Source organism: Streptomyces sp. NBC_00690 (assembly GCF_036226685.1).
Classification (GTDB): domain Bacteria; phylum Actinomycetota; class Actinomycetes; order Streptomycetales; family Streptomycetaceae; genus Streptomyces.
In genome coordinates, this window is the sequence record NZ_CP109009.1 from 6,394,653 (window position 1) to 6,419,838 (window position 25,186).

Genomic DNA, 25,186 nt, shown 5'->3' on the forward strand with positions numbered 1-25,186 from the left:
TCGGTCGTCGGGGGTGTGGTGCTACGACGTCAGTGGTGCAGGATCTTCGACAGGAAGTCCTTGGCCCGGTCGCTCCGCGGATTGCTGAAGAACGCTTCGGGGGCGGCTTCCTCAACGATCTTGCCGTCGGCCATGAAGACCACACGGTTGGCCGCGGAGCGGGCGAATCCCATCTCGTGGGTGACGACGACCATCGTCATTCCGTCCCGAGCGAGTTGCTGCATCACTTCCAGCACCTCGTTGATCATCTCGGGGTCGAGCGCCGAAGTGGGCTCGTCGAAGAGGATGACCTTGGGGTCCATCGCCAGCGCTCGCGCGATCGCCACTCGCTGCTGCTGACCGCCCGACAGTTGCGCCGGGTACTTGTCGGCCTGGGAACCCACGCCGACCCGGTCGAGAAGGGCGCGCGCCTTCTTCTCGGCCGCCTTCTTCTCCGTACGTCGAACCTTGACCTGACCCAGCGTCACGTTCTCCAACACCGTCTTGTGCGCGAAGAGGTTGAACGACTGGAACACCATGCCCACATCGGCTCGCAGCCGGGCCAGCTCCCTGCCCTCCTGGGGCAGCGGCTTGCCGTCGATGGCGATCGACCCCGAGTCGATGGTCTCCAGGCGATTGATGGTGCGGCACAACGTGGACTTGCCGGACCCCGAAGGTCCGATGACGACCACGACCTCGCCCCTGGTGATCGTCAGATCGATGTCCTGGAGCACATGCAGCGCGCCGAAGTGCTTGTTGACTTGACTCAGCACGACCAGGTCACCCGCTGCCGGGACGGCGTCCTCGGCCCCCTTGGTGACTGATACTCCGCTCACGGCCTTGCTCCGTCCTCCTCGGTTGGGAGGACAGTAGTGAGGTGGTGCGACCAGCGTCATTACATCTGAGCGGAAATTGAGGATAACGATCCGGCTTCAGGTGGACACTATCGGTGAACGCAGCGGCGCCCGGCGTACCGGGTGCATAACGGAAATCGACGGTCGCGGGGAAGCCCCTTGACTGTCCCCCGGGCATCGGTCTTGATGCCCTGGTACACCCGTCGCCCCGTGAGGAACCAGCGACCCACCGGTTCGTGACCGACCGGACCACCGACCGTACGACCGAAGGGCGGCCATGAGGCTGTTGCTCGTCGAGGACGACAATCACGTCGCCGCCGCGCTGTCAGCAGTGCTTGCCCGCCATGGATTCGACGTGGTCCACGCACGCAACGGCGAGGAGGCCCTGCGCGCCGTCCTTCCGGACACCCACCCGGGCAAGCCCACCTTCGATGTGGTCCTCCTCGACCTCGGTCTGCCCGACCAGGACGGCTACCAGGTGTGCGGAAAGCTCCGCAAGCTCACCTCCACACCGGTGATCATGGTCACCGCGCGCTCCGACGTGCGCTCTCGTATCCACGGCCTCAACCTCGGCGCCGACGACTACGTCGTCAAGCCGTACGACACCGGGGAACTGCTCGCACGCATCCACGCCGTCAGCCGCCGTTCCACGGGTGCCGACGAGACCGGGGCCTCGGCCACCGACGACGCGCTGTGCCTCGGCACCGTCACCATCGAGTTGTCCACCCGCCGGGTCAGCGTCGAGGGCACGGAAGTGCCCCTGACCCGCAAGGAGTTCGACCTGCTGGCACTGCTCGCCCAGCGCCCTGGCATCGTCTTTCGGCGCGAGCAGATCATCAGCGAGGTCTGGCGGACCAGTTGGGAGGGGACCGGGCGGACCCTGGAGGTGCACGTGGCGTCCCTGCGGTCCAAACTGCGGATGCCCGCCCTGATCGAGACGGTCCGGGGCGTCGGCTACCGACTCGTTCCGCCCGCCGCATGACACCCTGACGTCCCGTGCGCACCCGACTCCTTCCGCTCCTCATCGTCCTGATGGCCGGCGTGCTCCTCGCGCTCGGCTTTCCGCTCGCCGTGAGCCTCGCCGCGGCACAGCAACAACGGGTGGTGGTCGACCGGATCGACGACACCGTGCGGTTCGCGGCCCTCGCCCAGTTCGTCACCGACTCCTCCGACTCGGACGAGCGGCTCACCACCCTGCGCGACCAGCTCAACCGGTACTACAGCACCTACAACATCGACGTCGGTGTCTTCTTCCGTAGCGGGAAGTCGATGGCACATGCACCCGAGGGCATGGCCATCCCCCCGGAGGGAGAGGGGCAGCGGGCGTTCCGAGAGGCACTTTCGGGCCGTCGCAGCCAGGACCCGCCACAGGTCTGGCCCTGGCAGGAGGACGGTCGGCTCCTGGTCGCCTCCCCCGTCGTCCGCGACGGTGACGTGGTCGCCGTCGTCTACACCGACTCACCGACCGGGCAACTGCGGTCCCGCGTGCTCACGGGGTGGCTGCTGATAGCCGCGGGGGAGAGCGCGGCGATGCTCCTCGCCGTCGGCGCGGCCTTCCGTCTCACCGGGTGGGTGCTGCGTCCCGTCCGTGTGTTGGACGCGGCCACCCACGACATCGCCACGGGGCAGCTCAACTCCCGGGTGGCGGCGGCCAGCGGACCGCCCGAACTACGGCGACTTGCCCGCTCCTTCAACGAGATGGCGGACAATGTCGAGGAGGTGCTGGAGCAACAGCGCGCGTTCGTCGCAGACGCTTCACACCAACTGCGCAACCCGCTCGCCGCACTGCTGTTGAGGATCGAGCTCCTCGCGCTGGAACTCCCGGACGGAAACGCCGAGATCGCCTCGGTCCGCACCGAGGGGAAGCGCCTCACACAGGTGCTCGACGACTTGTTGGACCTGGCGCTTGCCGAGCACACCTCGGCCGCACTGGAACTCATCGACATCGGCGAACTCGCCGACGAAAGGGTCGGGTCCTGGCGGCCACTGGCCGAAGACAAGGGGGTCCGACTGGTCGGGCACCTGCTACCGGTCACCGCCTGGGCGGATCCGGTCGCACTCTCCAGTGCCCTCGATGCCGTGATCGACAACGCCCTCAAGTTCACCCCCCGCGGAGAAGAGGTCACCGTTTCGGTCTCCTCCCGTGGGGAGCTCTCCACGATCACCGTCGTCGACCACGGCCCGGGGCTGACCGATGACGAACTGTCCCGCATCGGCGACCGGTTCTGGCGCAGTGGCCGCCACCAGAACATCAAGGGCTCGGGGCTGGGGCTCTCCATCTCGCGCGCCCTGCTCTCGGCGGGCGGTGCCACGATCGCCTACGCCCACCACCGGCCCCACGGCCTCCAGGTCACGGTGAGTCTGCCGCGTACCCCTCCGGCCGCGTCCTGAGGCCCTTACGGAAGGGCACTTGGGCCGGGGCTCGCGTCATGGTTTGACAGAGCCGTAGTAGCGGGTGGCGCCCTCGTGCAGGGGGAGCGGATCCGTGTAGATCGCCGTACGAAGGTCCACCAACTGTGCGGGGTGAACCGTGTTGCCGATGCGGTCCCGGCTCTTGATCACCGTACGGGTGAACCCCTTGACCAGCTCGGGATCGATGCGCGAGGTGGTGACCAGCAGATTGGGTACGGCCATCGTGGAGACCTGGAGCCCGGCCTGCGCCTCCAGATAGGCGTCAGGGGGCATGACCGCCAGCCGGTAGTAGCTGGCGGCATCGCTCACCGAGTGGACCTTGTCCACCAGACGCGCGTCGAGCGGCAGCAACCTGATCGGGTACTCCTCGGACAGGCTCTGCACCGCCCGGGTGGGCAGTCCGCCCGACCAGAAGAAGGCGTCCAGTTCGCCCTGCTTCAGCAGCTTGGGGACGACGTCTATCCCCGAGGGCACCGGCGTGATGTCCTTGGCCGAATCTAGCCCGGCGGCGGCCAGGAGTCGATCGGCGATCAGCCGCACCCCCGAACCCTCGGGACCGATCCCCACCCTCTTGCCGCGCAGGTCCTCGATCCTGTTGATCTCGGAGAACTTGGGCACGACCAGCTGTACGTAGTCGTCGTACAGCCGTGCGCAGCCGCGGAGCCGTTCATGGCCCGGCTTGCCGTCGCGGATGTACTTGGCGACGGCATCGGCTGTGGCGACGGTGAAATCGGCCTCACCCGATGCCACCCGGGCCAGGTTCTGCTGGGATCCCTCGCTGAGCCGCAGATCTATGTCCACCTCGGGCAGGTCACGAGCGAGCGCCTCCTTCAACAGCACTCCGTACCGTTGGTACACGCCGTTCTGGAGGCCGGTACTGAAGGTGATCGAACCCTGCGGACTCGCCTCGCCGATCGGAAGCAGCCACCAGAGCAGCAGTCCGAGCAGCACCAGGACCGCCGTCGTCGCTTGGAACGCACGCCGGCTGATGTGGGACATGGCCTGGAACATGGTCGCGATCCTGTCAGGTCGTCTCCCGCGCTGACCAGGCTCGCGCGGTTCCGCTCCCGAGGCGGTCTGTAGCGCGTCGACGAACGGTGGCGCCACTGGTGCGCGGACCCGGGAGACGTACGGCACCGTTCGGCGACCCCGTGCGGACCGGCCGACGCACACCCATCGCCCGCGGCACCTGGAGACCGGATCATGCAGGCTTCCCGATGTACGGGGTACGGGCCGGCGAGCGCTCCGTACAGTGCGCACCCCGTCCGCTGTGGAGAGCGCGAGCTGCGCGCGGGCGGGCGCACATCCTCTACGGAACTGATGGAGCAGGCACTCTGTCGTCCTGCGTAGGCGCGATGCGCCGATGCGCGCCATGGGCCGACCGTCCGCTGCGTAGCCGAGTCACTCCGGATCGTCCGTACCTTGTTCGAACGGCGATGAGGCGGGCGCCTCCGTCGCAACTCACCGGGCGCAGCCGCACGCGTACCCGGTCGCGGACCCCGCGCACGCCCGGGCACCGACGGTACGCGATCCGCCCCGCCCGAGAGCGTTCCGAGCCGTCCGAACCCTTGCCCGGCCCGGTGAACGGAGCCCGTGACGGGCTCCCCGGCCAGAACTGTCCGAGCCACCGCCTACCCTTGTCACATGACCAGCAGCAACCGGAGCCAGGCCGTGGGCGTTCAGCGCAGTTATGAGATCCGCACCTATGGGTGTCAGATGAACGTTCATGACTCCGAACGGCTGTCCGGACTGCTGGAGGACGCGGGCTACATCCGTGCCCCCGCAGGGGCCGACGGCGATGCTGACGTCGTCGTCTTCAACACCTGCGCCGTCCGGGAGAACGCGGACAACAAGCTCTACGGCAACCTCGGCCGGCTCGCCCCGATGAAGACCAAGCGCCCCGGCATGCAGATCGCCGTCGGTGGCTGCCTGGCCCAGAAGGACCGGGACACCATCGTCACCAAGGCGCCCTGGGTCGATGTCGTCTTCGGCACGCACAACATCGGCAAGCTGCCGGTCCTCCTCGAACGCGCCCGGGTCCAGGAAGAGGCCCAGGTCGAGATCGCGGAATCCCTGGAGGCGTTCCCCTCCACGCTGCCCACCCGCCGTGAGTCCGCCTATGCCGCGTGGGTCTCGATCTCGGTCGGCTGCAACAACACCTGCACCTTCTGCATCGTGCCCGCACTCCGCGGCAAGGAGAAGGACCGCAGGCCGGGCGACATCCTCGCCGAGATCGAGGCACTCGTCTCGGAAGGCGTCAGCGAGATCACCTTGCTCGGCCAGAACGTCAACGCCTACGGATCCGACATCGGCGACCGAGAGGCGTTCAGCAAGCTCCTGCGCGCCTGCGGGCGGATCGAGGGCCTGGAGCGGGTCCGCTTCACCTCTCCGCACCCGCGCGACTTCACCGACGACGTGATCGCAGCGATGGCCGAGACCCCGAACGTGATGCCGCAGCTCCATATGCCGCTCCAGTCCGGCTCGGACCCGATCCTCAAGGCCATGCGCCGCTCCTACCGGCAGGAGCGTTTCCTCGGGATTATCGAGAAGGTACGCGAGGCCATCCCGCACGCCGCCATCTCCACGGACATCATCGTGGGCTTCCCCGGTGAGACGGAGGAGGACTTCGAGCAGACCATGCACGCGGTCCGTGAGGCGCGCTTCGCGAACGCCTTCACCTTCCAGTACTCCAAGCGCCCCGGCACCCCGGCCGCGACGATGGACGGACAGATCCCCAAGCAGGTCGTCCAGGCGCGGTACGAGCGACTGGTCGCCCTCCAGGAGGAGATCTCCTGGAACGAGAACAAGAAGCAGGTCGGCCGGACGCTCGACGTCATGGTCGCCGAAGGGGAAGGCCGCAAGGACGGCGCGACCCATCGACTGTCCGGGCGCGCTCCCGACAACCGGCTGGTCCACTTCACCAAGCCCGACGCCGAGGTGCGACCGGGCGATGTGGTGACCGTCGACATCACCTACGCCGCGCCGCACCATCTGTTGGCCGAGGGCCCGGTGGCGTCCGTCCGCAGGACTCGCTCGGGGGACGCCTGGCAGAAGCGCCAGGACGCACGGGCGGCGAAGCCAGTCGGGGTGATGCTGGGCCTGCCGCAGATCGGTGCGCCCGCGCCCCTGCCGGCAGTCGCCGCGCCCGGGTGCGGCCTGGGCTGAGAGGCCAAACCGCCCGCAGCCCGAGCGGCGCTGCGGGCTTCCGCCACGCCGGTCGTTTCCCGTACCCGCCCAGTGGGCGAACTGTGCCGATCGGCTGAACGGTCCGACGACGAAAGCTCCGCCAGGACGTCACTCCCCAAGACGGCGACGCCCGCACTAGGCTGGCGATCATGCTTGTCGCCGCCGCTGTCTGTCCCGCCCCACCGCTGCTCATCCCCGATGTCGCCGTGGGCGCCGCCCCGGAACTGGACGCGGCGCGGACCGCCTGCGCCGACGCCATCGGCGTACTCGCCGCTGCCCGCCCGGATCGGTTGGTCGTCGTCGGCCCCGCGGGTGAGGGTGACCGCGGCCCGCACCATGCGGGTGCGGTCGGCTCACTCAGCGGATTCGGGGTGCGGGCCACCGTCAGCCTGGGCACCGGTGATCCTCAGTCCCGCCGGCTTCCGGTGTCCCTCACGGTCGGTGCCTGGTTGCTGGAGCACGCCCGGTGGGCGGCTTGCCCCGTCGAGGGCCTGGGCGTGGACGAGGCGTTGGAGACCGCGAGATGTCTGGCGGCAGGGCGCGAGATCGCCGCCCGGGCACCGCGGATCGCCCTCCTGGTCATGGGCGACGGCAGCGCGTGTCGTTCCGTCAAGGCCCCCGGCTATCTCGACGAGCGAGCCGCCGGCTTCGACGCCCTCACCGCTCGCGCGCTCGCCACGGCCGACCTCGGGACGCTGGCCGAGTTGGACGCCGTTCTCGCGCGGGAACTCCAAGCGGCCGGGCGAGCCTCCTGGCAGTTGCTCGCAGGGGCAGCCGAGGGCGCTGGCCTGGACGGCCGACTGCTCTACGAGGACGCCCCCTACGGGGTCGGCTACTTCGTCGCTGCCTGGTCTTAAGCCCCGAAGCCCCGAAGGCGCGAAGCCCCGAAGGCGCGAAGCCCCGAAGGCGCGAGAAGAACCCGAGAAGACCCGAGGGGTGCCCGGCCGTACGGCTGCCCCGCGCGAAAGATGTGGGGCGGCGCTGAGCTGCGCGGGTTGCTGCAAGGGCCCGTGGATGGAAGACCGACGGTGGGATGATCGACGGCCGACGGCCGCGGAGCGGGATGCTCCACGGCCGTCGGACGGTCGGTCGTACTCAGGTGGCCGGCGGCGGCGGCGTGGTCGGAGGGGTTCCGCCGTCGTCCTTGTGTGCGATCCGGTCCAGGGCCTCTTTGGCCTTTCCGGTGCCGGACTCGATCTGACCGCTGTACTTGCCCTTGGTCTTGGAATCAACCGCCTTGGCGGCCTTGTCCAGACCCTGCTCGATCTTGCCCCCGTGCTGCTGAGCGAGGTCGGAGACCTTGTCCTTGGCCGGGGCGAGCTTGGCCTTCAGTGTGTCCATGAAGCCCATGGGGCACCTTTCCTCGGGGGACCTACTTGCGGGCGCCCTCGCCGGCCTCGCTGTCCGCGGCCTCCCCGGCGGACTGCTGCCGGGGAATCTCCACGCCCTCGGCAGCCGGAGCCTCGGCCTCCGGTGCCTCGTCGGCAACGGAGGCAGCGGCCTCCGGCTTCTCGGCCGATCCGTCCGTAGACGTTTCGGCGCCAGAATCGCTGCCGGCCTCGGGTTCCTTTGTCAGGCTACCCGCGGCCGACTCATCGACACCGTCACCCTCGGTGGGAGCAACATCCTTGGACTTACGAAGGAACCGTGCAAAAACGCCCATATTGACTCCATAGCGTACTCGTGTGAGTGAAGTTCCGCGCCATCCGGAGAGCCCTGTTGCCTCGACCCCGGGGGCACCGGTCGGGAAACCGGCGTCCGTCACCTCGCAACAGGAAACGAAGCCCAGGCCGTGCCGTTACCTCGCTCGTTCGGGGACACCTCCCGGTGTTTGCGAGACTGGGGCCGTGAGAAGCGCAGCTCCCGTACCGAGGGTCATCGCGGTCGTCGGCCCCACCGCAGCCGGAAAGTCCGATCTGGGGGTCTTCCTGGCCCGTCATTTCGGCGGTGAAGTCGTCAATGCCGACTCCATGCAGCTCTACCGTGGGATGGACATCGGAACGGCCAAGCTGACGCCGGACGAGCGCGGCGGCATCCCCCACCACCTCCTCGACATCTGGGACGTCACCCAGACGGCGAACGTCGCCGACTACCAGAAGCTGGCCAGGGCGGAGATCGATCGATTGCTCGCCGAGGGGCGTACCCCCGTCCTCGTCGGCGGCTCCGGGCTCTACGTCCGCGGCGCGATCGACACCCTCGACTTCCCGGGCACCGACGCCGCGATCCGGGCCCGGCTGGAGGCGGAACTTGCGCTGGGAGGTCCGGGACCGCTGCACGCTCGGCTCGCTGCCGAGGACCCCGCGGCGGGTCGGGCGATTCTCCCCAGCAACGGCCGTCGCATCGTTCGGGCGCTCGAAGTGATCGAAATCACCGGCAAGCCCTTCACCGCCAATCTTCCCCGCCACGACAGCGTCTACGACACGATCCAGATCGGTGTCGACGTCGCCCGTCCCGAGCTCGACGAGCGCATCGCGAGCCGCGTGGACCGGATGTGGGACGACGGTTTCATGGCAGAAGTGCGCTCACTGGAAGCACAGGGGTTGCGCGAGGGGCTCACGGCGTCGCGCGCCTTGGGCTACCAGCAGATCCTTTCCGCGCTCGCCGGTGAGTGCAGCGAAACCGAGGCGCGTGAGCAGACCATCCGTGCCACCAAACGCTTCGCGCGCCGTCAGGATTCATGGTTTCGACGCGATCCCCGGGTGCACTGGCTCAGTGGGGCCGCCGAGCATCGCGGGGAACTTCCGCGGGAGGCCCTGGCGTTGGTCGAACGAGCGGTTACAGCCTGATCACGTGATGGCATCGGGACGCACTGCCCGTCAATGCGGCGCCCCGGGCCGTGCCATCATCGAGCATCGATCGACTGTGGAGTCCGAGTGGGGAGGGCGCGTGGCGATGGAGGCCGGCCCTCACGACACGGACCAGCAACAGCGGGACGCGGAGGACATCGCGCCCCGGCTGAGCCCCGACGGCCCCGATGACGAGGGTCAGCTCGCGGCCGAGGTCGAAGTGGAGCTCCGTCCCGCCCGTCGGCTCAGGATCTGGCAACTCGCCCCCATCGTCGCCCTCGCGGCCGTGGGCTCGCTGATGTTCGCCTTCCCCCTCGCCTTCGGTACGGGTGAGGGCGGCGCGGTCGTCGCCATGCTCGGTCTCCTCATTAGCTGCTGTGCCGCGGGCTGGGGAGTCATGGCCGCGCGCCGGGTCGGACACACCTGGCCCGGGCTGCCCGCCCGCGGTTCCGGGGAGCGCCCCGACTGGCGGGTTCTGGCGCTGTACGTGGGCGTGGGAGCGGTTCTCGTCGCCCTGGCGATCTGGCGAGTGGCCCGCCTCCGCTGATCGGCTTCCCCGCCGTCCCCATGAGACGCACCGCCTGGCCGCGAGATGGCGCCCCCCAGCCGGTCCGGATCGTCTCGTACCCATAATCCCTCGGTGATCACCGACCGCCGCCACCTCGTACGATGGACGGCGTGAGCACCACACAGCCCGCACCGATCGCCTTTCTCAAGGGGCACGGCACCGAGAACGACTTTGTGATCGTTCCGGACCCGGACAACGCCCTCGACATCCCTGCTGCCCTGGTGGCCAGCCTCTGCGACCGCAGGGCCGGCATCGGCGGCGACGGACTGCTTCACGTCGTCCGGTCCGCCGCCCATCCCGAGGCGCGCTCCATGGCCGGTGAGGCCGAGTGGTTCATGGACTACCGCAACGCCGACGGTTCCATCGCCGAGATGTGCGGCAACGGTGTACGGGTCTTCGCCCGCTACCTCCAGCGCGCCGGCCATGCCGCCGTCGGCGATCTCGCCGTCGCCACCCGGGCCGGGGTGAAGAAGGTCCACATCGCCAAGGGGACCGATGCGACGAACGGTGAGATCACCGTGCGCATGGGCCGTGCCGTACTGCCCGAGGAGACGGTCACCGTCACCGTCGGGGAGCGGGCCTGGCCCACTCGTCACGTCAACATGGGCAACCCCCACGCCATCGCCTTCGTCGAGGACCTCGACCATGCGGGGGACTTGCACTCTGAGCCCTCCCATGTGCCCGCGGCCGTCTACCCGGACGGGGTGAACATCGAGTTCGTCGTCGATCGGGGCGAGCGCCATGTCGCCATGCGGGTCCACGAACGAGGCTCGGGCGAGACCCGGTCCTGCGGGACGGGCGCCTGCGCGGTGGCGGTGGCCGCCGCCCGCCGCGACGGACTCGATCCGGCGATCACCCGTACCCCCGTCGCGTACGTCGTGGATCTGCCCGGCGGACGATTGGTGATCACGGAGCACCCGGACGGGGAGATCGATATGACCGGTCCGGCCGTGATCGTCGCTGAGGGTCACATCGAACCCCTCCTACTCGCACACTCCGAAACCAGCGCAGGATAGAGCTTCGCTCGAATGGGTGATCCGGTTCACGCTGGGCGAGAGCCGGACTGCTCCACGTGGTGGGCTCGGTAGCATCAAGCACCGGCCCGGAGGGCACTCCTGCTCTTGCCATCGCCGGTCGATTGCCGCCCGGAGGTGCCCCCATGAGTGCAGAGGCCGCCAACCCTGGTGCCCACAGCCGCAGGCGCGGCCGGCCCAGGATCGACCTCCGCAGGTTGGGACGTGCCGCGCTCCTCGGGCCGACCACCCGCGATCGGTTGTCCGACGCGATCGGGCACGTCGCCGATGCCCACCGCGCCCATCACCCGGACGCCGACCTCGCCATCCTCCATCGGGCATACGTCCTGGCGGAGTCGTCGCACCGAGGTCAGTTCCGCAAGAGCGGCGAGGCTTACATCACCCATCCCCTCGCGGTCACCCTGATCCTCGCCGAACTCGGCGCGGAGACCACCACCTTGACCGCCTCACTCCTCCACGACACCGTGGAGGACACCGATGTGACCCTCCATCAGGTGAAGTCCGAGTTCGGCGCCGAAGTGGCCTATCTCGTCGACGGGGTCACCAAACTGGAGAAAGTCGACTACGGGGCTGCGGCCGAACCCGAGACCTTCCGCAAGATGCTCGTCGCCACCGGCAACGACGTCCGGGTGATGTCGATCAAGCTGGCCGACCGGCTGCACAACATGCGCACCCTCGGCGTGATGCGCCCCGAGAAGCAGGAACGGATCGCCAAGGTCACCCGCGACTTCCTGATCCCGCTGGCTGAACGCCTCGGCGTCCAGGCGCTCAAGACAGAACTGGAAGACCTCGTCTTCGCGATCCTCCACCCCGAGGAGTACGAGCGGACCCGCCTGCTCATCGCGGAGAACCCCACCGCAGGGGTGGCGCTGGACGCGATGGCCCAGAACTTCCGTGCCGTGCTGCGCGAAGCGGGCATCGCCGCCGAAGTCGTCATCAGGCCCCGGCACTTCGTCTCCGTACACCGGGTGAGCCTCAAGCGCGGCGAACTGCGCGGAACGGACTTCGGACGGCTACTCGTGCTCGTCGGCGAGGACGCCGACTGCTATGCGGTCCTCGGGGAACTGCACACCTGCTTCACGCCGGTGATCTCCGAGTTCAAGGACTTCATCGCCGCACCCAAGTTCAACCTCTATCAGTCCCTCCACACCGCTGTCGCCGGCACGGACGGCTCGGTCGCCGAAGTCCTCATCCGCACCCACCAGATGCACAGGGTCGCCGAGGCCGGAGTGATCGCCCTCGGCAATCCCTACACGTCCACCGAGTCCCCGGACGCGCCCGACCGGACCCCCGGCGGCCTTGACCAGGACGACGAGGAACGCAGGGACCCCACCAGGCCAGGATGGCTCTCCCGACTCCTCGAATGGCAGGAGTCCACCCCCGATTCGGACGCCTTCTGGTCCTCCTTGCGCGCAGATCTTGCCCAGGACCGCGAGATCACCGTCTTCCGCGCCGACGGCCAGATGCTCGGTCTCCCCGTCGGCGCGAGCTGTGTCGACGCCGCCTATGCGCAGTACGGCGAGCGGGCCCACGCCTGTATCGGAGCCCACGTCAACGGTCGTTTGGCAACGCTGAGTACGGTGCTCAGGGACGGTGACACCGTCCATCTGCTGTTCGCCCACGACACCCATACGGCACCGGCCCCCTCGCCGACCGGGGTGATCCAGGGCGGCCCAGGCGCGCCGGACGCAGCCTCCGGGCCCTCTCCGCAATGGCTGGACCACGCTCGTACTCCCGCCGCACGGATCGCCATCGCCTCCTGGCTCAAAGCTCATCCGGAAGGCGCCGCTCCCCAGGCGGCTCCGCCGCGCAGATCGGTACCGGTCACGCCGGACACCACCCCCTCCACCGCCGTGAACGCCGTCGTCGACCTTCCCGACACGACCGTGCGCCTCGCTGGCTGTTGCACTCCCGTCCCCCCCGATGCGGTCACCGGATTCGCCGTACGCGGCGGGGTGGTGACCGTTCACCGTGAGCAGTGCGCCGCGGTCACCAGGATGAAGTCATTGGAGCGGCGACCGATCCCGGTGCGCTGGGGCGAGGCGGCTGCCTGCCGGGTGACCCTCGTCGCCGAGTCGTTCGGACGGCCCCACCTCCTCGCCGATCTCACCGAAGCGATCGCCATCGAGGGCGCGGCCATCGTCTCCGCGACCGTCGAACCACCCAGCCAGCAGCGCGTGCGACACACGTACACCCTGCAACTCCCGGACGCCGCCGGGTTGCCCGCCCTGATGCGGGCCATGAGGGCGGTACCCGGCGTGTACGACGTCGCTCGCCGTCAGCGCCCGGCACCCACCGGCTGACTCCGTTTGAGTGGCACGGAGCGCGCCGCGGCCCCCGGGGACGCCGTGCACTGGTAGCGGTTGTCCATGCTGCCCACTTCCCGACCCACCGGCACCCGGCGCGGACTGCGCGCCGCGCTGCTGGCCGCGGCTGCGGCCTGCCTCGTCGCCGCCGTCCTCCCCCCTCCCTCGCCGGCACCTCTGGGCATCGGCGACCCGCTCTTCCCCCACCTGGGCAATCCGGGCTACGACGTCGTCGAGTACGACATCGCCTTCACCTACCACGGCGGCAATGACAAGCCCCTGGACACGATCACCAAGATCGACGCATGGGCCACCGAACGGCTGGAGCGCGTCAACCTCGACTTCACCCACGGCACGGTGGGCGCGGTCGAGGTCAACGGCCTCCCGGCCGAATTCGCCACCGCAGGAGAGGACCTCGTCGTCGAGCCCGCCCTTCCCCTGGAAGCCGGCTCACGGCTGCGGATCACGGTGAAGCACACGAGCGATCCGCGCGGCACGGCGGGCGCCGGCGGCTGGGTGCGCACCGGCGACGGGCTGGCGATGGCCAACCAGGCGGACGCGGCCCACCGGGTCTTCCCGTCCAATGACCACCCCGCGGACAAGGCGTACTTCACCTTTCGGATCACGGCGCCCAGCGAGCTGACCGCCGTGGCCAACGGGGTGCGGCAGTCCAAGCAGGAGCACGGTTCCACCACGACGTGGGCCTATCGCACCCACCACCCGATGGCCACGGAACTCGCCCAGGTCTCGATCGGCACCTCCGCCGTTCCCACCCGGAAGGGTCCCGGCGGCCTGCCCCTGCGCGATGTGGTGCCTGCCAAGGACCTCGCCACCCTGGAACGCTGGCTGAAGAAGACACCCGACCAACTGACGTGGATGGAGGGGAAGGTCGGCCGCTACCCCTTCGAGACGTACGGCGTTCTCATCGCCGACGCAGAGACGGGCTACGAACTGGAGACCCAGACCCTGTCGCTCTTCGAGCGCCGCCTCTTCGTTAACGGTCAGTTCCCCGAGTGGTACGTGGACTCGATCATGGTTCATGAGCTGGCCCACCAGTGGTTCGGCGACAGCGTCTCCCCCCACACCTGGTCCGACCTGTGGCTGAACGAGGGCCACGCCACCTGGTACGAAGCGCTGTACGCCAAGGAGAAGGCCGGGCACTCCCTGGAAGCCAGGATGCGTGAGGCGTACCGTCGCTCGGACCAGTGGCGCGCCGAAGGCGGACCGCCCGCGGCGCCCAAGCCTCCCGCCCCCGGGCAGAAGATCAGCCTCTTCCGTCCGGTGGTCTACGACGGCAGCGCACTGGTGCTGTACGCCCTCCACCAGACGATCGGCAGCGAGGCGTTCGACCGCCTGGAGCGTGCCTGGGTCAGCGACCACCGCGACGGAACGGCCACCACGAAGGACTTCACCGATCTCGCCGGAAAGATCGCGCAGCGTGACCTCACGTCGTTCTTCCAGGGCTGGCTGTACGAGGAGCGGACGCCGCCGATGCCGGGTCACCCCGACTGGCGGACCAGCACGCCCGCGAAGGCCGCGGTCCCGGTGAAACCGCCGGCCCGGTGAGCAGGGGGTGAGCAGGTGCCCTGCCCCGCATCCAGATCGTCTGTCGCGGCGGCGGGGCGGGGCGCGCCGCGGTCATGGAAATTGCGTGACGCCCTGTATCGGGTCGTGCGACCATCGACCCGATACAGGGCGACGGCTTCCGGCCGTGGCACGCACGGGCCGCAGCCCACGGCGGGAATCATCCGGGGCCCGTCACACGTTGACCCCTATGCAGGAGTACCGGCGTATCGTCGTCCGGCACCGCTTGGGCCTCGCTACGAGCGCGCAGGCATTCCTTCCACCCCTTCGACGTAAGGATCCAATGACCTCCTCTTCTTCCACTTCCCAGGACGAGCAGAGCTTCGACTCACAGAGCTTGGCCGATGCGCGCACCGACAGCCTTCGGGCCGATGCCCTGATGGAAGAGGACGTCGCCTGGAGCCGTGAGATCGACGGGGAGCGGGACGGCGAACAGCTCGAACGCTCCGAGCGTGCCGCGCTGCGGCGGGTGGCCGGCCTCTCCACCGAGTTGGAGGACGTCACCGAGGTCGAGTACCGACAGCTGCGCCTGGAGCGTGTGGTGCTGGTCGGCGTATGGACCTCGGGGACCATGCAGGACGCGGAGAACTCCCTCGCGGAGCTCGCCGCCCTGGCCGAGACCGCTGGGGCCGTGGTGCTCGACGGTGTGTTCCAGCGCCGGGACAAGCCGGACTCCGCCACCTACATCGGCTCCGGCAAGGCCCAGGAGCTAAGGGACATCGTGCTGGAGACCGGCGCAGACACGGTCGTCTGCGACGGTGAGCTCAGCCCGGGCCAGTTGATCCACCTCGAAGACGTCGTCAAGGTCAAGGTGGTCGACCGCACCGCCCTCATCCTGGACATCTTCGCGCAGCACGCCAAGTCCCGTGAGGGCAAGGCCCAGGTCGCCCTGGCGCAGATGCAGTACATGCTGCCCAGACTGCGCGGCTGGGGACAGTCCCTCTCGCGGCAGATGGGTGGCGGTGGCGGCGGCGGTATGGCCACCCGTGGACCCGGTGAGACCAAGATCGAGACGGACCGGCGTCGGATTCGCGAGAAGATGGCGAAGATGCGCCGTGAGATCGCGGAGATGAAGACCGGCCGGGAGATCAAGCGCCAAGAGCGTCGGCGCAACAAGGTGCCGTCGGTTGCCATCGCGGGTTATACCAACGCCGGGAAGTCGTCCCTGCTCAACCGTCTGACCGGGGCCGGAGTCCTGGTGGAGAACGCACTGTTCGCCACGTTGGACCCGACCGTGCGTCGGGCGGAGACTCCGAGCGGCCGGGGCTACACGCTGGCCGACACCGTCGGATTCGTACGTCATCTGCCCCACCACCTGGTCGAGGCGTTCCGCTCCACCATGGAGGAGGTCGGCGACGCCGACCTGATCCTCCATGTGGTGGACGGCGCGCACCCGGCTCCGGAGGAGCAGTTGGCCGCGGTGCGTGAGGTGATCCGTGACGTCGGCGCGGTGGACGTGCCGGAGGTCGTGGTGATCAACAAGGCGGATGCCGCCGATCCCGTGGTCCTCCAGCGACTGTTGCGGATCGAGCGGCATGCGATCGCGGTGTCGGCGCGCACCGGTGAGGGCATCGAAGAGCTCTTGGCCCTGATCGACGCGGAGTTGCCGCGGCCCGAGGTCGAGATCGAGGCTCTCGTTCCCTACACCGAGGGCGGATTGGTCTCGCGGGTGCACGCCGACGGAGAAGTGCTTTCCGAGGAGCACACTCCCGAAGGGACACTGCTCAAGGCCCGGGTCCATGAGGAACTGGCCGCCGCACTGACCCCGTACGTGCCTGTCACGCACTGACAACACACAACGGTTGAGGGCCCACCCCCGCACAGGGGGTGGGCCCTCAACCGTTGCAGTGCCGAACTCTCGACGGCTACTGACCGGCGAACTTCTCGCTCACCGCGTCGTAGACCGCCTTGGCCTCAGGTCCGAGCCTCGGGCCGGCGAGCCAGCCTGCCGAGACCGGGCCGATCGACGTGTTGGAAACCAGGGCCGGCTTGCCGTCCTTGCCGTTCGCCACCCAGCCTCCGCCGGACGAGCCACCGGTCATCGTGCATCCGATGCGGTACATCGTGGGCTCGTTCGTCTTCACGGAGAGCCGCCCCGGCTTGTCCGGGCACTGGAACATCTTCTCGCCGTCGAAGGGCGGCGCTGCCGGATAGCCGGTCGCCGTCATATTCGTGATCTGTCCCACCGCAGGGGCGTTGAAGTCCACCGGCAGTGCAGAACCGACCGTCTCCTCCAGCGACTTCCCCGTCCCGCCCTTCTCCGGGGTCACATGGATCACCGCGAAGTCGAACGGTGCACCCTGACCACCGGTCTTCGCCCCCTGGCCGATCCACTGGTCGGACGTCTGGGCCCAGTCGCCCCACCACACTCCATGGGGAGCGATCTCTTCCTTGGTGGCGCTCTCCAACTGTGCGGAGGGCTTGGCGCCATCGTTGTACGACGGCACGAAGGCGATGTTCCGGTACCAGCCGCCCTTCTTGCCGGCGTGAACACAGTGGCCCGCGGTCCACACCATGTTGGACTTGCCCGGGTTGGCCGGATCCTTCACCACCGTCGCGGAGCACACCATGGAGCCCTCGGGCCCGTCGAAGAACACCTTGCCGGCCTCGGGGGCGCTCGTCCGGTACGGGGCGGCCACCGCAGCGGCGCTCACCCGTGCCGGTGTCGGGTCGGTGACCCCCTCATCACCGGAGATGTCCTCGTCGATCGGCTGCTCCGGGGGCTTCTCGGCTTCCCTCATCCGATCCGGGTCCCAGAGGCCCTCGATGATCGGATTGACGAAGTCCTGGGCCTCACGCAGCCACTTGTCCTTGTCCCAGTTCTTCCACTCGCCATTGCGCCACTTGTCGAGGTCTATCCCGTGTGCCTTGAGCCGGTCCTTCAGCTCGTCCGGGATCGTGATCTTGCCATCGGTGGGTGCGGCGGCGGTGGCGCTCGGCTTGTCGCCCGCGTTGTCCTCGCCGGGACCACAGGCGGTGGCAGTCAGGGCGAGGACAGCGGCCAAGGAGGCCGCCGCCAGCGTCGGACGAATGGGTCGCATTTCGTGATCCCCCTGGGACTTCGATGTTCCTGTGCTTGTGAACCGTGGAGCTGTGCGTCTCAAACCGCGAAACTGTCGAACCGGGCGAAATCCGTCCCATCGGTAGGCCGATGAAATGCCCGGAACCGCCGCGAACCTTACAAGGCTCCGTCCTTTGCGGCACATGGCCCCACTGAGCCGGTGCCGATGGGGACGGTGAAGGAGCCGCCCGCGGTTCCGAGCGCACAAGGATCTTCGCCCCGACCGTGATTACCGACCACCGCCGTCGTTTGTCCCCGAGGGGAGGTACGAGGGCGCCGGCCGCCGTTCACCGGGGGCAGGCCCCCGGTGGGGCAACCCGCCGCCATCAGACGGGCAGCGGACCCGTCGTGGGATCGTCGGAGGACCAGCGGACGTGGCTAGTGATCCAGCCCCCGCCCCCGCGGAGGGGTGTCGTCGACACCGCCCGGTGCGGACGGGATTCGAGCACGCCATCGGTCCGTGCACCGACTGTGCCATCGTGGCTCCTGCCCGATCGTTCGGTGTGCTCACGCGCAGGTGGAGGCGGGTGATAGCGCGGGGTTCGGCACCGAGCCCGTTCGCGGAGCCGCCGGATCATCTCCTCACCGCCAGGCGCGCTGCGCTCGCCCTCCCTCAGGGGCGGTATTCCTTCCGCTGCCCTCGCCACTACGGGAACGCCCCGACAGCGGTACGGAGCACAACTGCCGGCGTGGACCCGTTCGTCCGTCGACCCGAACCGACTCCGAGGAAGCACCATGACCTCCATCACCCCATCGGATACCTCCCCTTCACCCGTGGCGGTCGCAGGGGTACCTGACCCGGCGAGAGGGACGCTCGACGAGCGCGGCGCAGAGGAGCCGCCCACCGTCCCGCACCAGCAGCCCCGCGGACGCCGCGGCGACCACGCCACCTCGATGCCTTCGGTCGTCGCCGCCAGGGCGGTCAGTGGCTCCGCCCACTCGCCGTCCGCAGTCCCCACGGGCGGCCAGCCATCCGAACCCCATGTCGAAGCGCGATCTGCCGACCCCCTCGACCACCCGGACGCCCGCTATGCCGCGGACGCAGCCGCCGTGGAGAACCTCCTGCGCTGCTGGGTTCGCGAGCACTCCCTCAACAGACCCGACGGGCCGAGCCTGCGCATCGCCCTGCCGGCCAGCGACACGGCACTGCTCGTACCCGTCCGCTACTGGTCGCCCACCGGTTGGCACCGCTTCGACCCTCCGAGCTGGGAGGGCACTCCCGACGACGCGCCCCGAGTCGATGCCGTCACGCTGGCCTGTCTGTTGAGCCGCGAAGCACACGAGGGCACCGAAACCGACGGCGCCGAACTGGTGGCCCAGGTCCATGACTCCGTCCGCCACACCACCACCTTCATCGCCGCCCGTCGCCGCCACCCCGAACCGGCCCCCCAAGCAGATCTCTTCCTGACCGCCGAGCAGTCCCTGTTGCTGGGGCATCCCCTCCATCCGACACCCAAGAGCCGCGAGGGATTCACCGCGAGTGAACTGCCCCGCTACTCGCCCGAGGCGTACGGCTCCTTCCCCCTGCACTGGCTCGCCGTCCACCGGTCCGTCCTGGCCAGCGAATCTGCATGGACGGAACAGGGCCGAGCCCTGCCCGCCGACCAACTCATCACCCGACTCTGCGGGGATCTCCGCTACCCCCAGCACACCGTCCCCCTCCCTCTCCATCCCTGGCAGGCGCGCGAACTGCGCCACCGCCCCGCTGCCGCAGCCCTGTTTGACTCCGGACTGCTCCACGACCTGGGACCCCACGGTGGCCCCTGGCACCCGACGTCCTCGCTCCGCACCGTGCACAGACCCGGCTCACCAGCCATGCTCAAGCTGTCGCTGGGTGTGCGCATCACCAACTCCCGACGCGAGAACCTCCGCAAGGAACTCCACCGAGGCGTCGAGGTCCATCGGCTGCTGCGCACGGGCCTCGCCGGCCAATGGCAAGCCGCCCACCCCGGCTTTGACATCGTGCGCGACCCTGCCTGGTTGGCAGTTGACACCTGCGATGCACACGGCCAGCAGGAACCCGTGCCCGGACTTGACGTCGTGCTGCGCCACAACCCCTTCCGCCCCCACGACGACGTGGTCTGTGTCGCCGCGCTGACGGCTCCACGCCCCTGGCCGGGCCGCACGGGCATGCACTCCCGCCTCAGCAATGTCGTCGAACGGCTGACGGCGAAGACGGGCCGCCCGTCGAGCGCCGTCGCCGCCGAGTGGTTCCTGCGCTACCTCGACCACGTGGTGCGCCCGGTGCTCTGGCTGGACGCCGTGGCCGGTGTCGCGCTGGAGGCGCACCAGCAGAACACCTTGGTGATCCTCGATCGCGATGGTTGGCCCATCGGCGGTCGATACCGCGACAACCAGGGCTACTACTTCCGAGAGTCGCGCCGCGAGGAGTTGCATCGGCGGCTGCCCGGTATCGGACGGGCCAGCGACACCTTTGTCTCGGACGACGTCGCCGACGAGAGATTCGCCTACTACCTGGCGGTCAACAACGTCTTCGGTCTCGTCGGAGCCTTCGGATCACAAGGTCTGGTCGACGAACACGTACTGCTCGCAGCCTTCCGGCAGTTCCTCCTCTCCACTCGCGCACTCGGCTCCCCCCTGCCGGCTCTGTTGCTGGAGGCACCGGCCCTTCGAGCCAAGGCCAACCTGCTCACGCGGCTCCATGGCCTCGATGAACTCGTCGGACCCGTCGACACTCAGTCCGTATACGTCACCATCACCAACCCTCTCCATCGCTGAGGCCGCCGCACCGTGTTACCGCACCCCGTTCATGTATCGATCGTCGAAGCACACCGGGACCCCATCGTTCCGCGGGACTTCCCCGATCTGAAAGCACAGACCGGTCCGCTCACCATGGAGAGACATCCAAGAGGGCCGTTTCTCTCGGCGAGGGCAGCCCGCCGCCAGGTTGCGGGGGCGCTCCCCGTAGGCAACGCATGAGCGGCCCCACAGCGTGGTTCTCCGACACCGGCGTCATCCGTTCGGGCCCCGGCACCACGTCAGCCGACACGATTCCGGGTAGCTCCGCGCGGTCACCCTCGATCCCGCACCCACCCGCACCACGTGACGTCTCGCCCGGTGCCGCCACCCCGACTCACCCCCTGGACGACCCCGCCCACTGGGCCGCCACCTTGACTCCGGCCGGCCGATTCCAACTGGAGCCCGTGTCCATCGAACGGGATCTGCGCCGCCTCAGCCGCTGGATGAACGACCCCGCCGTGTCCGCGTACTGGGAGCTGGCCGGACCCCCGTCGATCACGCTGGCGCACGTGCGCCAGCAACTCGACGGCGACGGACGGAGCGTCCCTTGCCTTGGACTCCTCGACGGCAGGGCGATGAGCTACTTCGAGATCTACCGAGCCGATCTCGACCCCCTCGGTCGGTACTACTCCGCGCGCACCGACGACACCGGTATCCATGTCCTGATCGGCAGCGATTCCGACCGGGGGCGCGGTCTGGGCTCCGTCCTCATCCGGGCGGTCGCAGATCTCGTGCTCGACCACCGCCCACGCTGCGGACGGGTCCTCGCAGAACCGGACATACGCAACACTCCCTCGCTCGCCGCCTTCCTCGCGGCCGGCTTCCGCTACTCCTCGGAGATCGATCTCCCGGACAAGCGAGCCGCCCTGCTGGTGCGCGATCGGGGACATCGGAACCAGCTGTGAAGCACTCGCTGCCTTTGATACACCGCTCAGGCCGTATCGGTTCCTTGACAGCCGAAGGTCGTCTTCCCGCCACGATCGTGACGGGTGGACTTCCGGGGTCTGCCGCTGCCCGTGCCCGTGTCTCCCCCGCCAGGTTGCACCGCTTCGACGTACGAGCCGCCCTGGGGCACCTCCTCCCGCCGCGACGCCGGTCCCGGTGCGCGGGTGCCTCCGGGGCGGTGCAACCTGGCGGGATCGGATCTGAATGTCAGTCCTGAGCCTTAGGGTGGTCGGCCTATGACGAAGCCATCCCTCCCTGAACTACTCCATGCCGCCGTGACCGCCGTCGGCGGTGTGGAGCGGCCCGGCCAGGTCAGCATGGCCGAGGCCGTGGCCCAAGCCGTCGACGACGGTTCTCACCTCCTGGTGCAGGCGGGCACCGGCACCGGAAAGTCGCTGGGCTATCTCGTGCCCGCCGTGGCCCACGGGGAGCGCGTCGTCATCGCGACGGCCACGCTGGCCCTCCAACGCCAGCTCGTCGAGCGCGACCTGCCCCGCACGGTGGACGCCTTGCACCCCCTGCTGCGCCGGCGGCCGGAGTTCGCCATGCTCAAGGGTCGTTCCAACTACCTCTGCCTCCATCGGCTCCACGAGGGTGTGCCGCAGGAAGAGGAGGAGGGACTCTTCGACCCCTTCGAGGCGGCGACACCGACCAGCAAGCTCGGACAGGACCTTCTGCGGCTGAGGGACTGGGCGGACGAGACGGAGACAGGTGACCGTGATGCCCTGACACCGGGAATCTCCGACCGCGCATGGTCCCAGGTCTCTGTTTCGTCCCGGGAGTGCCTGGGGGCGACCAAGTGCGCCTACGGCGCTGAGTGCTTTGCCGAGATGGCGCGGGAGCGGGCCAAACTCGCCGATGTGGTGGTGACGAACCACGCGCTGTTGGCCATCGACGCCATCGAGGGCGCGCCCGTCCTCCCGCCGCACGAGGTCCTGGTGATCGACGAGGCCCACGAGCTGGTTTCCCGGGTCACCGGAGCCGCGACGGGCGAGTTGACCCCCGGCCAGGTGAACCGGGCTGTGCGACGGGCCGCGAAGTTGGTCAACGAGAAGGCCGCGGACTCTCTCCAGACGGCGGCCGAGACCTTTGAGCGGCTGATGGAGCTGGCATTGCCGGGGCGCTTGGAGGAGATCCCCGAAGACCTCAGCTATGCCCTTCTCGCGCTGCGGGATGCTGCGCGTACCGTCATTTCCGGGCTCGGCGCCACCCGAGACAAGTCAGTGCAGGACGAGGACGCCGTCCGCAAGCAGGCACTCGCCTCCGTGGAAGGCATCCACGATGTCGCGGAGCGCATCACTCAGGGCTCCGAATACGACGTGGTCTGGTACGAACGCCATGATCGATTCGGGGCGTCGTTGCGGGTGGCCCCGATGAATGTGTCGGGTCTGCTGCGGGAGAAGCTCTTCAATGAGCGCTCCGTGGTCCTGACCTCAGCGACCTTGAAACTCGGCGGTGATTTCAATGGAGTCGGCGCATCGCTGGGACTCTCTCCCGAAGGGACCGAAGGAGAGGACGCTCCTCCGTGGAAGGGTCTCGACGTCGGTTCGCCGTTCGACTATCCGAAGCAGGGCATTCTTTATGTCGCACGCCATTTGACGGCACCGGGCCGTGAGGGCTCTCGTACGGACATGATGGACGAGCTGGCGGAACTGGTCGAAGCCGCCGGTGGGCGCACACTGGGGCTGTTCTCGTCCATGCGGGCCGCGCAGGCCGCCGCCGAGGAGCTCCGCAGCAGGCTCGACCATCCGATCCTGCTTCAGGGCGAGGAAACCCTGGGTGAGCTGATCAAGTCCTTCGCGGCGGATTCCCGCACCTGCCTCTTCGGCACCCTGTCCCTCTGGCAGGGCGTGGATGTTCCAGGGCCCAGCTGTCAATTGGTGATCATGGACCGGATTCCCTTTCCCCGTCCTGACGATCCACTGATGAGTGCCCGACAGAAAGCCGTGGAGGAAGCGGGCGGCAATGGGTTCATGGCCGTCGCGGCCACTCACGCCGCGCTGCTCATGGCGCAGGGCGCCGGTCGTCTTGTGCGGGCCACGGAGGACCGGGGAGTCGTGGCGGTGCTGGACCCGAGGCTGGCCAACGCCCGGTACGGGAGCTTCCTCCGGGCCTCCCTCCCGGACTTCTGGTACACCACGGACCGTAACCAGGTGCGACGCTCCCTGGCGGCGATCGATTCGGTGGCGAAGGCGGACGGCGCATAGAGAAACAGCGGGACCCATGGCTTCCCATGGGTCCCGCTGGTTCTTGTAGGAGACCTGCCCGCATGCGGCAGGCCCCGAGACCAGGCGCAGTGGGTCCCGGGGCCCGGTCAGGGGCGGCGGATGCCTCACACCCGCCGCAGCACCGCCACGACCTTGCCGAGGATCGTGGCGTCGTCACCGGGGATCGGCTGGTACGCCGCATTGTGGGGGAGGAGCCACACGTGCCCGTTCTCCCGCTTGAAGCGCTTGACCGTGGCCTCTCCGTCGAGCATGGCCGCCACGATGTCACCGTTTTCGGCGACGGGCTGGCGGCGCACGGTCACCCAGTCGCCGTCACAGATGGCGGCCTCGATCATGGAGTCCCCGACGACCTTCAACACGAAGAGCTCGCCGTCACCGACTAGCTGCCGCGGAAGGGGAAAGACGTCCTCTACCGATTCCTCCGCGAGGATCGGACCGCCAGCCGCAATGCGCCCGACGAGCGGAACGTACGAGGCTGCCGGCTTGCCCGTGGTGTCGGTCGCTTGGGTGTTGGGCTGGTCGGAACCCCTCACCTCATAGGCTCGTGGCCGATGCGGGTCACGGCGAAGGAATCCCTTCCGCTCCAGCGCCATCAATTGATGGGCTACAGAAGAAGTGCTCGACAGCCCCACGGCCTGCCCGATTTCACGCATCGACGGCGGGTAGCCGCGCCGTTGCACGGAGTCGCGGATCACCTCGATGACACGCCTTTGTCGATCCGTGAGTCCGGAACTGTCCGCCCTGATCCCTGGAGGTCGGCCGGGCAGCGAACGTGTGGGCCGAGAAGGCTCCGCCCCCTCAGGGGTCGTGGCTGCGTCATTCATGGTGTGCACCGGCTCGAATCGATTCTGGGAGCGGTCTTGGGCAGTAATGGTGGCTGCGTCTGCGGTGGTGGTCACGTCGGCCCCTCTCGAATGGTCTCCCTAGCTGGACAACGGTAGTTGCTTTCGAAAGGTTGCGCCAAACACACGTTCGAGTGAAAAATCGTAGATTCGCTTACGTGGACATGGGGTTGGGTGTATGTGCGAACGGTTCACCCCGAAGGGCGGGAACCCGACTTCTGTCGTCGCCCTATTGTCGGCGAAACGGCTCGGTCGGCCATGGCTGCGTCGAGTCGGGATTACGGGGTGAATCCCGGTCGGCCGTGAATTGCCTTGGCTCCACGTTAGCCTCCTTGCGTCGCACTCAGGGGCGTCGGGTGACAGTTTGGCATCGGCGGCACCGGATTTCGGGGAGCCGGACCCGAAGTCCTGGCGACCAGGCGTGTCCCGTACGCTCGACGTCGGTCCTCGCACGGGCAGGTTTTCGGCCGGGTGTTTGAAGGGCCGCAGGGCGTTGCCCGTCCCGCCGCCCGCGGCGCACTGTCACCGCTCGAACGCCGACTGCGATCTGACTGAACTCCGCGACACGCGCTGGGCCGAGAAGTACGGCCAAACCCCAGATCTAGTGGTTGGATTGTGTACGCAGCCCAGAAGTTGTGGTC

19 protein-coding genes are annotated in these 25,186 nt (G+C 68.5%); 13 read left to right on the top strand and 6 right to left on the bottom strand.

Annotated elements, in window-relative coordinates:
• Positions 1–29: 29 nt before the first annotated feature.
• The gene (locus OID54_RS28090) at positions 30–815 is read right to left on the bottom strand and encodes an amino acid ABC transporter ATP-binding protein (protein WP_384644148.1); all 786 of its coding nucleotides are present in this window, start codon (positions 813–815) and stop codon (positions 30–32) included.
• A 295-nt stretch (positions 816–1,110) separates the two neighbouring features.
• On the opposite strand from OID54_RS28090, the gene OID54_RS28095 reads away from it, so the two are divergent.
• Positions 1,111–1,815 (top strand): response regulator transcription factor, encoded by a 705-nt coding sequence (locus tag OID54_RS28095; protein WP_329023943.1) that lies wholly within the window; start codon positions 1,111–1,113, stop codon positions 1,813–1,815.
• A gap of 14 nt (positions 1,816–1,829) precedes the next feature.
• Positions 1,830–3,224: a sensor histidine kinase gene (locus tag OID54_RS28100; RefSeq protein ID WP_329023945.1), complete on the top strand. Its 1,395-nt coding sequence runs from the start codon at positions 1,830–1,832 to the stop codon at positions 3,222–3,224.
• Positions 3,225–3,260: 36 nt separating this feature from the next.
• Here OID54_RS28100 and OID54_RS28105 read toward each other — a convergent pair whose 3' ends face one another.
• A complete protein-coding gene (locus tag OID54_RS28105) occupies positions 3,261–4,256 on the bottom strand; it encodes a TAXI family TRAP transporter solute-binding subunit (protein ID WP_329023947.1) in 996 nt (331 codons plus the stop codon).
• A 633-nt stretch (positions 4,257–4,889) separates the two neighbouring features.
• On the opposite strand from OID54_RS28105, the gene miaB reads away from it, so the two are divergent.
• Complete coding sequence (gene miaB / locus OID54_RS28110) at positions 4,890–6,410, top strand: tRNA (N6-isopentenyl adenosine(37)-C2)-methylthiotransferase MiaB (RefSeq protein ID WP_329023950.1); 1,521 nt, start codon at positions 4,890–4,892, stop codon at positions 6,408–6,410.
• A gap of 170 nt (positions 6,411–6,580) precedes the next feature.
• On the top strand, positions 6,581–7,288 hold the full coding sequence (locus tag OID54_RS28115) for a class III extradiol dioxygenase subunit B-like domain-containing protein (RefSeq protein WP_329023953.1): 708 nt from the start codon (positions 6,581–6,583) through the stop codon (positions 7,286–7,288).
• 238 nt (positions 7,289–7,526) lie between these two features.
• Here the strand turns inward: OID54_RS28115 and OID54_RS28120 are convergent, their stop codons facing one another.
• Together OID54_RS28120 and OID54_RS28125 are read right to left on the bottom strand one after the other, a co-directional pair.
• Complete coding sequence (locus tag OID54_RS28120) at positions 7,527–7,781, bottom strand: antitoxin (protein ID WP_329023954.1); 255 nt, start codon at positions 7,779–7,781, stop codon at positions 7,527–7,529.
• A gap of 22 nt (positions 7,782–7,803) precedes the next feature.
• Positions 7,804–8,094, bottom strand: coding sequence for a hypothetical protein (locus OID54_RS28125; RefSeq protein WP_329023956.1), 291 nt, complete (start codon positions 8,092–8,094; stop codon positions 7,804–7,806).
• A 184-nt stretch (positions 8,095–8,278) separates the two neighbouring features.
• Here OID54_RS28125 and miaA point away from each other — a divergent pair, with 184 nt between their 5' ends.
• From miaA to hflX, 6 genes are all read left to right on the top strand, one after another.
• The gene (gene miaA, locus OID54_RS28130; protein ID WP_329023957.1) at positions 8,279–9,217 is read left to right on the top strand and encodes a tRNA (adenosine(37)-N6)-dimethylallyltransferase MiaA; all 939 of its coding nucleotides are present in this window, start codon (positions 8,279–8,281) and stop codon (positions 9,215–9,217) included.
• A gap of 106 nt (positions 9,218–9,323) precedes the next feature.
• Positions 9,324–9,764, top strand: a complete 441-nt coding sequence (locus OID54_RS28135) for a hypothetical protein (RefSeq protein WP_329027836.1) — start codon at positions 9,324–9,326, stop codon at positions 9,762–9,764.
• Between the two features lie 122 nt (positions 9,765–9,886).
• Positions 9,887–10,801 carry a diaminopimelate epimerase gene (gene dapF, locus OID54_RS28140; RefSeq protein ID WP_329023959.1) on the top strand — a complete coding sequence of 305 codons (915 nt, stop codon included), beginning with the start codon at positions 9,887–9,889 and terminating at the stop codon, positions 10,799–10,801.
• A 143-nt stretch (positions 10,802–10,944) separates the two neighbouring features.
• On the top strand, positions 10,945–13,122 hold the full coding sequence (locus tag OID54_RS28145) for a RelA/SpoT family protein (protein WP_329023961.1): 2,178 nt from the start codon (positions 10,945–10,947) through the stop codon (positions 13,120–13,122).
• A gap of 66 nt (positions 13,123–13,188) precedes the next feature.
• A complete protein-coding gene (locus OID54_RS28150) occupies positions 13,189–14,691 on the top strand; it encodes a M1 family metallopeptidase (RefSeq protein ID WP_329023963.1) in 1,503 nt (500 codons plus the stop codon).
• A gap of 301 nt (positions 14,692–14,992) precedes the next feature.
• A complete protein-coding gene (gene hflX / locus OID54_RS28155; RefSeq protein ID WP_329023964.1) occupies positions 14,993–16,498 on the top strand; it encodes a GTPase HflX in 1,506 nt (501 codons plus the stop codon).
• Positions 16,499–16,574: 76 nt separating this feature from the next.
• On the opposite strand, the gene OID54_RS28160 is transcribed toward hflX, so the two are convergent.
• On the bottom strand, positions 16,575–17,750 hold the full coding sequence (locus OID54_RS28160; protein WP_329023966.1) for a trypsin-like serine peptidase: 1,176 nt from the start codon (positions 17,748–17,750) through the stop codon (positions 16,575–16,577).
• A gap of 755 nt (positions 17,751–18,505) precedes the next feature.
• Between OID54_RS28160 and OID54_RS28165 the strand changes: the two genes are divergently transcribed.
• The 3 genes from OID54_RS28165 (at position 18,506) to OID54_RS28175 (ending at position 23,682) form a co-directional block, all read left to right on the top strand.
• Positions 18,506–20,509 (top strand): IucA/IucC family protein, encoded by a 2,004-nt coding sequence (locus OID54_RS28165; protein WP_329023967.1) that lies wholly within the window; start codon positions 18,506–18,508, stop codon positions 20,507–20,509.
• Positions 20,510–20,706: 197 nt separating this feature from the next.
• Positions 20,707–21,435, top strand: a complete 729-nt coding sequence (locus tag OID54_RS28170) for a GNAT family N-acetyltransferase (RefSeq protein WP_329023968.1) — start codon at positions 20,707–20,709, stop codon at positions 21,433–21,435.
• A gap of 276 nt (positions 21,436–21,711) precedes the next feature.
• Positions 21,712–23,682: an ATP-dependent DNA helicase gene (locus OID54_RS28175; RefSeq protein ID WP_329023970.1), complete on the top strand. Its 1,971-nt coding sequence runs from the start codon at positions 21,712–21,714 to the stop codon at positions 23,680–23,682.
• A gap of 125 nt (positions 23,683–23,807) precedes the next feature.
• Here OID54_RS28175 and lexA read toward each other — a convergent pair whose 3' ends face one another.
• Positions 23,808–24,602: a transcriptional repressor LexA gene (gene lexA / locus OID54_RS28180; RefSeq protein ID WP_329023972.1), complete on the bottom strand. Its 795-nt coding sequence runs from the start codon at positions 24,600–24,602 to the stop codon at positions 23,808–23,810.
• Between the last annotated feature and the right edge of the window lie 584 nt (positions 24,603–25,186).

What these genes read in the sequence shown, in the direction of transcription:
- miaB (WP_329023950.1), top strand. Translation starts at nt 4,890, where the DNA reads ATGACCAGCAGCAACCGGAGCCAGGCCGTGGGCGTTCAGCGCAGTTAT.
- OID54_RS28145 (WP_329023961.1), top strand. Translation starts at nt 10,945, where the DNA reads ATGAGTGCAGAGGCCGCCAACCCTGGTGCCCACAGCCGCAGGCGCGGC.
- OID54_RS28175 (WP_329023970.1), top strand. Translation starts at nt 21,712, where the DNA reads ATGACGAAGCCATCCCTCCCTGAACTACTCCATGCCGCCGTGACCGCC.
- OID54_RS28170 (WP_329023968.1), top strand. Translation starts at nt 20,707, where the DNA reads ATGAGCGGCCCCACAGCGTGGTTCTCCGACACCGGCGTCATCCGTTCG.
- hflX (WP_329023964.1), top strand. Translation starts at nt 14,993, where the DNA reads ATGACCTCCTCTTCTTCCACTTCCCAGGACGAGCAGAGCTTCGACTCA.
- OID54_RS28150 (WP_329023963.1), top strand. Translation starts at nt 13,189, where the DNA reads ATGCTGCCCACTTCCCGACCCACCGGCACCCGGCGCGGACTGCGCGCC.
- OID54_RS28120 (WP_329023954.1), bottom strand. Translation starts at nt 7,781, where the DNA reads ATGGGCTTCATGGACACACTGAAGGCCAAGCTCGCCCCGGCCAAGGAC.
- OID54_RS28125 (WP_329023956.1), bottom strand. Translation starts at nt 8,094, where the DNA reads ATGGGCGTTTTTGCACGGTTCCTTCGTAAGTCCAAGGATGTTGCTCCC.
- OID54_RS28165 (WP_329023967.1), top strand. Translation starts at nt 18,506, where the DNA reads ATGACCTCCATCACCCCATCGGATACCTCCCCTTCACCCGTGGCGGTC.
- OID54_RS28160 (WP_329023966.1), bottom strand. Translation starts at nt 17,750, where the DNA reads ATGCGACCCATTCGTCCGACGCTGGCGGCGGCCTCCTTGGCCGCTGTC.
- OID54_RS28135 (WP_329027836.1), top strand. Translation starts at nt 9,324, where the DNA reads ATGGAGGCCGGCCCTCACGACACGGACCAGCAACAGCGGGACGCGGAG.
- OID54_RS28115 (WP_329023953.1), top strand. Translation starts at nt 6,581, where the DNA reads ATGCTTGTCGCCGCCGCTGTCTGTCCCGCCCCACCGCTGCTCATCCCC.
- dapF (WP_329023959.1), top strand. Translation starts at nt 9,887, where the DNA reads ATGGACGGCGTGAGCACCACACAGCCCGCACCGATCGCCTTTCTCAAG.
- OID54_RS28105 (WP_329023947.1), bottom strand. Translation starts at nt 4,256, where the DNA reads ATGTTCCAGGCCATGTCCCACATCAGCCGGCGTGCGTTCCAAGCGACG.
- OID54_RS28095 (WP_329023943.1), top strand. Translation starts at nt 1,111, where the DNA reads ATGAGGCTGTTGCTCGTCGAGGACGACAATCACGTCGCCGCCGCGCTG.